At 67.4% G+C, this 9,057-nt stretch carries 11 protein-coding genes; 5 read left to right on the plus strand and 6 right to left on the minus strand.

Annotated elements, in window-relative coordinates; all coding sequences use genetic code 11:
- A partial coding sequence (locus OXK16_13530) for a hypothetical protein (GenBank protein ID MDE0376965.1) occupies positions 1-712 on the minus strand: 712 nt, incomplete at its 3' end.
- A 206-nt stretch (positions 713-918) separates the two neighbouring features.
- On the opposite strand from OXK16_13530, the gene OXK16_13535 reads away from it, so the two are divergent.
- A complete protein-coding gene (locus OXK16_13535; protein ID MDE0376966.1) occupies positions 919-1,458 on the plus strand; it encodes a GNAT family N-acetyltransferase in 540 nt (179 codons plus the stop codon).
- Between the two features lie 135 nt (positions 1,459-1,593).
- A complete protein-coding gene (locus OXK16_13540; protein ID MDE0376967.1) occupies positions 1,594-2,823 on the plus strand; it encodes an MFS transporter in 1,230 nt (409 codons plus the stop codon).
- Here OXK16_13540 and OXK16_13545 read toward each other — a convergent pair.
- Positions 2,802-4,082, minus strand: coding sequence for an MATE family efflux transporter (locus tag OXK16_13545; GenBank protein MDE0376968.1), 1,281 nt, complete (start codon positions 4,080-4,082; stop codon positions 2,802-2,804). The genes OXK16_13540 and OXK16_13545 overlap by 22 nt on opposite strands.
- A gap of 101 nt (positions 4,083-4,183) precedes the next feature.
- Here OXK16_13545 and nth point away from each other — a divergent pair, with 101 nt between their 5' ends.
- Genes nth through OXK16_13560 form a run of 3 tightly spaced genes read left to right on the plus strand, consistent with a single transcriptional unit; the run spans position 4,184 to position 5,942 of the window.
- Positions 4,184-4,870 carry an endonuclease III gene (gene nth / locus OXK16_13550; GenBank protein ID MDE0376969.1) on the plus strand — a complete coding sequence of 229 codons (687 nt, stop codon included), beginning with the start codon at positions 4,184-4,186 and terminating at the stop codon, positions 4,868-4,870.
- Positions 4,871-4,918: 48 nt separating this feature from the next.
- Positions 4,919-5,479, plus strand: a complete 561-nt coding sequence (locus OXK16_13555) for a phosphoribosyltransferase family protein (protein ID MDE0376970.1) — start codon at positions 4,919-4,921, stop codon at positions 5,477-5,479.
- Positions 5,472-5,942, plus strand: a complete 471-nt coding sequence (locus OXK16_13560) for a PaaI family thioesterase (protein ID MDE0376971.1) — start codon at positions 5,472-5,474, stop codon at positions 5,940-5,942. Before OXK16_13555 ends, OXK16_13560 begins: the two co-directional genes overlap by 8 nt.
- A gap of 9 nt (positions 5,943-5,951) precedes the next feature.
- On the opposite strand, the gene OXK16_13565 is transcribed toward OXK16_13560, so the two are convergent.
- The 4 genes from OXK16_13565 to folK all read right to left on the minus strand — a co-directional run.
- On the minus strand, positions 5,952-6,272 hold the full coding sequence (locus OXK16_13565) for a hypothetical protein (GenBank protein ID MDE0376972.1): 321 nt from the start codon (positions 6,270-6,272) through the stop codon (positions 5,952-5,954).
- Positions 6,273-6,432: 160 nt separating this feature from the next.
- A complete protein-coding gene (locus tag OXK16_13570) occupies positions 6,433-7,422 on the minus strand; it encodes an S-layer homology domain-containing protein (GenBank protein MDE0376973.1) in 990 nt (329 codons plus the stop codon).
- A gap of 62 nt (positions 7,423-7,484) precedes the next feature.
- A complete protein-coding gene (locus OXK16_13575; GenBank protein MDE0376974.1) occupies positions 7,485-8,234 on the minus strand; it encodes a hypothetical protein in 750 nt (249 codons plus the stop codon).
- A gap of 545 nt (positions 8,235-8,779) precedes the next feature.
- Positions 8,780-9,057: 2-amino-4-hydroxy-6-hydroxymethyldihydropteridine diphosphokinase (gene folK / locus OXK16_13580; GenBank protein ID MDE0376975.1), on the minus strand; the 278-nt coding region annotated here is incomplete at its 5' end.

A 9,057-nucleotide genomic window follows, 5' to 3' on the forward strand; every position in this document is an offset into this window, starting at 1 on the left:
GCATGTACTGGCTGTTGACCTTGATCGCCGACGAGAACAGGTCGAGGTCCTCTCCTACGGTCCGGAAGAGGTGGTGAGCATCCCGGGCGTGGTGGGTGCCGAATCTCCCCTTGGAATGGGTCCCGACCTCCGGAGACGGGATGAACTTGCCTACCTGGCTGATGTCATTGGCCCGCCGGATGCAGAGGAAGGACCCCTCGACGATGTGGTTCGTCCCGTCGGCGTCGAATCCGAGCGTCTTGAGCAGAACCGCGATGTTGTGCGTGTTGCATGACACGATGTGGAGGAAGCGGTCCTCCTCCCGGTCGAGAGCCTGATCGTTGATGCCCCGGGCGTACATCTTGCCGAAGCCGAACTCGGAACCCTGGGCGAGGAAGCCGCTGACGTCGGAGGCCTTCCCGTAGTACTTGTCCTTGTTCTCGTTTCCCGCCGGGGTGCAGTCGACCACCACCGTGGCCCGCTCGATGGCTTCCCAGGCCTCCAGTTTGGGGGCGTGACCCAACTCCTCGAAGCCGGACCACCGATCCCGGTCGACCGAGAGATGAGCGCCCCGGCTCACCAGATCGTTCACCTTGCCCCGCTCACGAAGCAGGGGCGTTCGCTTGTGGAACGTCACCTCGTCGATGCCGAATGCTTCCTGGTTGTCGGCCATGAGACCGATCAAGGGTTCCCCGATGGTCCCCGTTCCAACGATATGCACGATCCTGGACATTCAGAACTCCGCCTCCCGGCTATATCCGACGGGATCTCATAGTAGGCGGCCGGCAGCCGGATCGCACGACCGGGACGGGGCGGAGTCCCTGGCCGTCCGCCTCCTTTCGACGGGAGGCATGCGTAGGGCCGGCAGCGTGTACCTTTCACCTCTGAGCGGATCGGTATGGCCGGTCCCGCAGTACCCATCCGTCCTGGGAGCTTCCGTTGAACCCGCCCGACCTGCCATCGCCCCCAGACACCGGCCCGGCAATCCGCGAGCTGCGATCCGGGGAACGCAAGGCGGCGGTCGGGGTGATCAACACCGCGGCCGGTTGGTACCGCGAGTTCCTTCCGCCCGAGGAGCTGCACGGCCCGGAGATCGACGAGTCCGGCTGGGATGCCGAGGCGGAGCGGATGACATGGTGGGGCGCCTTCTCGGACCATGGCCTGGTGGGGGTCACGGGTAGCGAGCCCATCGGGGACGTGGTGCTCCTTCGCCACCTGTACGTCCTTCCCGAGCACCAGCGAAGCGGTGTCGCCGGCGCCCTGATCCGCCATGTCGAGGCGTCTGCGCCCGGCTCGACCAGGATGATCGTGGCCGGCACCTACCAGGCCAACTACAAGGCCCGCGGCGTCCTGGAGAAGCACGGCTACCGGCCGGCCGGCGACTCCGAGTCCGTTCTCCGCACCTACTACGACATACCCGAGGACCGCCTCCTCGGTTCTATCGCGTACGTGAGGCGAGTGGGCCCGCCACGGCGATAACCGGGAGAGAGATGGAGCGGGGTTACGGGGTATCCTGGTCGGGATGGTCCCTGTGACACCGGGTTGGCTCGCCGCTACGGGCCCGAACCATCGCCCCGATACGTCCATCGTGCGGCCGACCGCGGGATCGATGCCTTGAGCGCCCTGTTGCGCATGTTCGGTCCGGCCTCCGGGTACCGCCGGGATGACTGGCGGCTGCTGGGCCTGATGTACCTGGCCGGCCTGTTCCAGGGATACGTCCAGACCCAGGCCGTCAACACCCTCCCGTTCGTCCGGCTCGCGTTCGACCTGTCCAAGGCCGACATGAGCTACCTGTTCGCCGTCGCCCGCATCGGTTCCCTGGTAGCCGTCGTGTACGCGGTGTTCGGCGACCGCTGGGGACGTCGAGGACCCTTCCTGGCGGCGTACCTGATGCTCATGTTGGCCACCGGCGCCACGGCGGCGGCCTTCTCCCCCACCGTGTACACCGCCCTGCAAGTGGCCGCCCGCATGGGTTCGGCAGCGATGGCGATGCTCGCCACGGTCCTGCTGGCCGAGCGGGTCAACTGGAACAACCGGGCCTGGGCGATCAGCCTCTACTCCACCGCCGTGGCGCTCGGATCCGGAGCGGGGCTCCTCGCCCTTCCGATCGCCCAGACCAGCGAGGCCGGCTGGCGCCTCCTGTTCGCGGCATCGTTGGCCGGCCTTCCCATCTACCTCTGGTTGAGGGTGAGGGTCGAGGAGAGCAGGGTGTTCCAGTTCGACACCGGCGGTGGCAGCGTGTTCCCACCCCTGTTCGGTCGCTTCTCCGGACGTTTCTGGCTGGCCGGCATCTACAGCCTCTCGTTAAGCGCCTTCTCGGCGGTGGCGGTCACCTTCGCTCTCGAACGCCTCGTCAACGGTCTGGGCCTGACCTCCTCCGAGGCGGCGCGCATCCTGCTGATCGGAGGCACGCTGGGAGGAACCGGCTTCTTCCTCGGTGGGCGCATGGGCGACACTCTGGGACGCAAGCCGGCCATTCTCCTCTCGCTGGTCGTGGGGCTGGCGGGCGGGATCGGCTTCTACTGGACGTCGAGCAGAGACCTTCTCATCGTGGCCGCGACGCTGTCGGCCTTCGGAAGCTCGGCCGCCCTGCCCGTCAGCGCCGCCCAGCGAACCGAGCTGTTCCCCACCGCCATCAGGGCCACCGCCACCCAATGGCTGCATACGGTGGCCGTGCTCGGGTCGATTATCGGCCTGACCATCGCCGGCACCACGATCGAGCTCTGGGGCTTGCCGCTGACCGTGACCGCGCTGGGCGCGGGGGTGGTGGTAGCCATGCTCGCCCAACTCGTCATTCCCGAGACGTTGGGCGACGACCTGAGTCACATGACCACCACCCGGTAGCGCCGGTACAGGGTTGCCAGGCGGAGGGCGTTCATGGTGAGCAGCGCCCACCAGACGGCGCTGATCGAGTCCGCCAAGACCATCAGCGAGCACGCCACCACCGCGGCGAAGACCATCGCCTTGGCCATGTACGCGAAGTCGGTGGCGCCGATCATGATCCCGTCCAGCACGAAGATAAGGCCGTTGAGGGGCTGGCTCAGCGCGACGAACGGCATCAGGACCACTACGAGCGCAGCCACCGCCGGATCGGTCGTGAACCACCCGGGCAGGTCGTTGCGCACGAACCAGAAGGCCACCGCCAGGAGCACTCCCCAGCACAGTCCCCAGAAGAGCATCCGCTGGGAGAAGCGGCGGGCGGCCGCCCGGTCGGTGGCGAGATGGCGTGCCACCAGGTTCTGGGCGGCGATCGCTACCGCGTCGACCACGAGGCTCAGGAATATCCACACCTGGGCCGCCACCTGGTGGGCGGCCACCTCGGCGTCGCCCAGGCGAGCGGCGACCGCCACCGCGACGGTGAGTGCCGCCACGATCGCGGAAGTCCGCACGAAGAGGGCCGACGCGGCGCCGACCAGTTCCCTCAGGTCCGCCCACCGGGGCCGGACCCGGCGCAGGACCAGCCCGGTGTGGCCGGTCAGGAAGAAGAACAGGAAGGCTCCGCCGCCCACGGTCTGCGCGATCACCGAGGCGAAGCCGGCGCCGGCCAGTCCCCATCCGAATCCGAAGATGAACAGGGGATCGAGAACCAGGTTGACGAGGCTCAGGCCGATGCTGATGAACATCGGGGTCCGGGTGTCGCCCACCCCCCGGTACACCGAGTGTCCGACGGAGATCATGAGGAGAGCAGGCAGGCCGAGGCCGCGGATCCGCAGGTAGGAGACCGCATGCGGCGCCACATCCGGCCCGGCGCCCATCAGGCCGACCAGCTGGGGGGCGGCCCCTTCGAGCAGGACCAGGCCCGCAGCCCCCAGCACCGCGGCCACGAACAGCGACTGGCCGGCCAACTGCGCCGCCCGGCCGTGGTCGCCGATCCCGATCGCCCGGGCGATGAGCGGGGTTCCGGCATAGGCCAGGGCGATGAAGACGAAGAACGCCAGGCCGAGAATGCCGGTCACCACCCCCATCGCCGCCAGAGGATCCTCGCCGAGGCGTCCCACGAAGGCGGTATCGACCAGCGCCACGAGGGGCTCGGCGGCCAGCGCGCCCAGGGCCGGAACGGCCAGGCGGGCAATGGTGCGGTCGTCGTCGGTTATGCGGAACATGATGGAAGCCCCGGAAGCTTATGCCCTCCACCGCCGTCGACGCGCCCCATGAGGGCCGGATTGACCGGGGAGGCACTCGTCGCATCTAACCTGCGAAGACTATGGGAAGGGGTGAGGTACGGGCGGACGGAACCGTCCCGACCGCAAGGGAACGGGGCTACGCCCGGCGTATCGTCAACCGGCTCGCCTCCCGATATCCGGAGATCAGCACCGCTCTCGCCTACGCCAACCCCTTCGAGCTGCTGGTTTCGACGGTCATATCCGCCCAGACCACCGACGAGAACGTCAACCGGGCCACCCCGGACCTGTTCGCCCGCTGGCCGACCCCCGACGACTTGGCCGCCGCCGACCCCGAAGAGGTCGAGAGGGTGATCTTCTCCACCGGCTTCTACCGGCAGAAGACCCGGTCGATCATCGCCCTGGCCCAGGACCTGGTGGAGCGCTACGGCGGGGTGGTTCCGGATGACATGGCCGAGTTGGTGACGCTGAAGGGTGTGGGGCGCAAGACCGCCTCGGTGGTGCTGGCAGAGGCGTTCGGCCAACCGGCCATCGCGGTGGACACCCATGTCCGGAGGATCACCAACCGGCTCTCGCTCACGACCGAGGACGACCCCACCAGGATCGAGCAGGACCTGAAGGCCCTGGTGCCCCGCCACGAATGGCAGCATCTCTCGATGCGGATCATCCAGTTCGGCAGGGACGTCTGCAGCGCTCGCAAGCCCCGGTGCTGGGAGTGCGAGCTCGCCAGGCTGTGCCCGTTCGAGCCGAAGTCCCTCCCGCCTGACTGAGCCGGCCCCCGGCGTCGGCGGGCCTGGTGCGGGTATCGTGCAGGCCGCATGGACCTGGAGCGCTACATACTCGAGCGGTCAAGCGTCAGCGGTGAGATCATCAGCGCCGACACCTTCCTGAACCACCGGGTCGACCCCACCGTCATGGTCGAGTTCGGCCGCCGGATCGCCGAGATCGCCGCCCCGCTCCGGCCGGATGTCATCGTCACCGCCGAGGCGAGCGGGATACCTCCCGCCCTGACCGCCGCCACGCAGCTGGGTCTCCCCATGGTCTATGCCAAGAAGTACGTCCTACCGGGGCCCAGGAAGGCGGTGAGCAAGGAGGTGCGGTCGGCCACCAAGGGCTTCGAGTACACGATCGAGATCCGCAGGCACGTGCTGGAGCCCGGAATGAGGGCGCTGGTCGTGGACGACTTCCTCGCCCAGGGACGGACCGCGGTGGCGCTGGGCGAGATAGTCGAGGAACTCGGCTGCGAGATGCTGGGGGCGGTCTTCGCCATCGAGAAGGCCTGGGTTGGCGCCCGTCGCCTGATCGAGGAACGGGGTTGGCCGGTCTGGGCGGTGACCAGCGTGGCGTCGGTCGACGGCGGCGTGATCCGGTTTGGCTGAACCTGTCCCGCCGGTCGCCGACATAGTCGATGCCCTCAGGCGACACACCGGGGACGAGTGCTTCGCCTGCGGGCGGACCAACCCGATCGGACTCCACATCGACGACTTCGACATCCGGGGGGACGACGTGGTGGCGACGTTCACCGCCCGCCACGACCTCCAAGGCACCATCGGGAACCTCCATGGCGGGATCGCCGCCACCGCCCTCGACGAGATCCTGGTCTGGGCCGGGATCCTCCAGGAGCAGGTCTTATGCGTCACCGGGAGGCTGGAGCTGCGCTACCGCCGCCCGGTCGGCGTCGCGGGGGTGATCGATCTCCGGGGCCGGGTCGAAGAACGTAGGGGCAACCGGCTGGTGATCAGCGGATCGCTCGACACAGGTGACGGTGGCATGAGCGTGACCGCCAAGGGCCTGTATCTCGTGAGCCATACCATCGCCGAGCTCATGGAGCAGACCGGCTGAGGAGGTCGGTTACCGGAGGCGGTCGGCCCAGTCGGCCAGGTCCGAGTAGCGGGATCGGGCTCTTGCCCAGCGGCGGTCCTTCTCGACCCGGCTGACGATCCGGGAGATCACCCGGACGGCGGCGGCAACCATGAGCAGCGCGAGGCAGATGCGGGCCGCCACTGCCGGTCCGGTCAGGAAGGCGGTATCGCAGCTGGCGAGACCGTCAGCGCACAGGCCGTATCCCGTACCACCGGTCAGCAGGCTGATCAGCATCACCAGGGGGATCACCGCCAGCAGCAGGGCGACCAGGATCAGCAACCCGCGGATCGCCTTCAGGAGACCTATCACAACCCGGCAGTCTATAGGGTGAAGGGGTTACAGCCCGCTCACCGACCCCAAACCCTCGGCGGCTCGATCCGCGGCCCCGACCAGGGCCCCTGGGACATTCCTGGCAGTCGTCGAGTTATTCGACACAACCCGCGTCCGACGCTGCGCCTGGGGCGTCTTCCTAACCGGCGGGGTCGCCGGCAGTGTCGGCGGTCTCGGCGCGGTGCAGGAATATGGCCATCTGGCCGCGTGTGGTGTCGCGGTCGGGGCAGAACCCGGTCCCGTCGCCGCAGCCCGCCGTGATGCCCGACGCCGCGAGCCTGGCCACATCAGCCGCGTACCAGGCGTCGGAGGCCACGTCGCTGAAACCGGGGTCGGGACCCTCGGGCAGGTCGTAGGCCCGTGACAACAACACCGCCACCTGCGCCCGCGAAGCGCCGCGGTCGGGGCAGAACCCGCGGCCGTCGCCGCATCCGGCGGTCACACCCAGCTCAGCCAGCCGCTCGATGAACCGGCCATGGAAGCCGGCCGGGTCCACATCGTCGAACCTCGACTCGGTGATCGGGCGGGGATCCCTTGCGTCGAGGAGGCGCACGATCCACACCGCCATGGTCTTGCGGTCTACCGGCCGGCTGGGGCAGAAACCGTCAGCACACAGCGTGCCGTCGAGAACGCCGGAGGTGTGAAGGTGCGCTACCGGCTCCGTATATGAGGCGTCCACCACCACGATCTCGCGGTGCCCGAGGACAGCCACGCTGGCCCGGGCGGAATCCTCGATAGTCCCCGACAGAGCGAACACCCCGTCGGTGTCGGGCGCGGTCAACGTGTAGGTGAACGCAAACGTCGAGGACGGCTCCGGGTTCAACAACAAGAACCGGACCACACCGCCGTCCTCGACGGTGACCGCGGCCTCAGGCAGGCTCGAACCCGAGTAGGTCCACCCCTCGGGCAGCGCCTCGCTGACCCTGCCGAACTGTCCGAAGTCCCGCGCCCTGATCCGCACCTCCACCTCACCGCCGGGCTCCACCACAGCCGCGTCAAACGTCCGCACCGCCCGATGCCCACCCGCACCAGCCGGCACCGACAGGCACAACACAGCCACAGCCGCCGCGGCGACAACCAGCACCGCTATCGCGGCAGGCCTCCTGCCCGACATCAGACCTCTTCGCATTCTTACTTCCATAGTGCCGCTGTGGTGCGGTCAACTACACCAAGAACACAACCAACAGCCGCTCAGCCACGGCCCCGGCAACTCCCGTCGATCGGGTCATAGTTCGCCCCACGGATGGTGGTCCAGGTGCCGTTCCCGTTGTATCGAGAGACCGGCTCCGGGATCCGATTGCCGTTCTCGTCAAGGACCGGTTGGCCTGCTTGGGGGTGGCCATCGGGGTGACGACGCACATAGAGGCACTTGTTGTCGTATCCCGGCTGACCGGGACGAATGAGCTGGTGGTCATGCGCGTAGTCAACACCGGGCCGGGGCCGCCTGACTGGAACCCACTGCCCATCGTTGCACGCCCAAAAGAAGTCCCCGAAGTCGTTGTCAGCCAGCCCGGGCTGGGGCTTGTTGCCGCACTTATACCGCTCGCCCCAAGTCTCACTCATGTCTATGCAGTTCCCCTGCGCGTCGTAGATGCACCTGGGGAACCCCTGGCCCATCTGGGCCCAATCCTCTGTCCCCGGATCCCCCCAAGCCGACTGCGGGCCAGGCACGATGTCATCTAGTTGACCGGCATCGACCTTCTCCAGCAGCTTCTCGTGGTACGTCACGTCATCGCCATAGACGTCGCGAATGAAGCGATTGACCAAGCTCAACATCCCCTCACCCGAGACGGTCTCCGTGCCGGAGAAGTACGCCCCCAACGCGTCGTATACGTCCTCGGTAACAACCGAGACGGCCATCTCGACGTTGGTGAAGCTGCCGAACTGGTTATTGCTTGAGTCTGTCGGCCGGCTAGCGTTCGCGGTCTTGTCGAAGGTCACGAGGACTCTCGCATAAGCAGGAACCGTCGAAGGCATACGGAGTCCCACGCGAGGGTTGCCGTAGGCGAATACCACTTGGTTAATGGTCTGGGAGACGCCATCCATAGTCACAGTGAAGGCAGCTGCCTCGAAAACGCCGGCTTGAATGTTCGCGTCGAACGTGATGATTATTAGGCTCAGGTCCGAAGGGTGCCTTTCAACGCTGGTGACCGACCGGTCCTGCTGGGCTACCGCGGTTGCTGGAGCGAGGAGCAGGGCCAGGGCTGAGACGATGGCGAGCAGCCATACCCCCCCCCCCGGCGGATTCGCTCAGCGGCTCTTTCTGTGCGACCAACCTGCATCGAACTCATGACCTCCCTGCCGATTCGGTATGAACGTCTGTGCACAAGTCAAAGCAAACATTAGCGATGCCGGTCTTGCTTGTCGAGGAGTCGTGCTCGATCAGCGATGAGGCGACCCGACAGGAGGTCGGCAGTGGGAACGTTCAGCCAGGTGCCGCGGCTCGACAGCATGGACGGCCCTGGGCGTGAAGCCGTTCGGCCGGGTCAGTTGGGAGCGTCGGCGCTTCGGCTGAAGAGGCCGGCGTGCGGCCAGCGGCGCACGGTTACCGGGGCCACCATCTGGTCGGACACCGCCTCGAGTAGGTCCGCCACCCGCGTGCCGTCCGGGTCGCGGGCGTCGGGCCACACCTCGGCCAGAGGTTCCAGGACGAACCGGCGCTGCCGGTAGCGAGGATGGGGAACCTCGACGGATGGCGTGCGGACGGTGCGGTCGCCGTACAGGATCAGGTCGAGGTCGATGAGCCGGGGACCCCATCGCGGCC

The organism is bacterium (assembly GCA_028821235.1).
Taxonomy (GTDB): domain Bacteria; phylum Actinomycetota; class Acidimicrobiia; order Spongiisociales; family Spongiisociaceae; genus Spongiisocius.

Bases quoted from the DNA above. Each gene is read 5' to 3' on its own strand.
- nth (MDE0376969.1), top strand. From the start codon at position 4,184: ATGGGAAGGGGTGAGGTACGGGCGGACGGAACCGTCCCGACCGCAAGG.
- OXK16_13545 (MDE0376968.1), bottom strand. From the start codon at position 4,082: ATGTTCCGCATAACCGACGACGACCGCACCATTGCCCGCCTGGCCGTT.
- OXK16_13570 (MDE0376973.1), bottom strand. From the start codon at position 7,422: ATGCGAAGAGGTCTGATGTCGGGCAGGAGGCCTGCCGCGATAGCGGTG.
- OXK16_13555 (MDE0376970.1), top strand. From the start codon at position 4,919: ATGGACCTGGAGCGCTACATACTCGAGCGGTCAAGCGTCAGCGGTGAG.